1 pseudogene is annotated in these 323 nt (G+C 61.3%); it reads left to right on the top strand.

From position 1 onward, the window contains the following. Positions 1-108 precede the first annotated feature (108 nt). A pseudogene (locus QJT78_RS52440) lies at positions 109-323 on the top strand (transposase); the annotation flags it as partial.

The raw sequence follows: 323 nt of genomic DNA on the forward strand, positions 1-323 counted from the left end.
GAAGCTCTTGCCCGGGAAACAAACTCAAACTAACAGTCCCTTGTCCTGCCTCGCGGGTGGAGGAATTTGACTGACCACACCCGGAGGAATTTGAAGTGACCCGCGGGGGATCATCTGCGGTCCGATCCCGCATTCAAGCTGGCCTGCGGACGGCTGCCGGACACGGGCCGCGATCTGTGTTCCCAACCGACGCTGTCGCGGCTGGAGAATGCTCCGCGCCTGCGCGACGTGATCCGACTGACCTACATTTTGGTCGACGCATGGATGGATAGCTACCCGCGCGAGCCGGCATCCGTCACGCTCGACATCGATGATACCTGCGA

The sequence above is a fragment of the Bradyrhizobium sp. Mp27 genome (assembly GCF_029953005.1).
Taxonomy (GTDB): Bacteria; Pseudomonadota; Alphaproteobacteria; order Rhizobiales; family Xanthobacteraceae; genus Bradyrhizobium; species Bradyrhizobium barranii.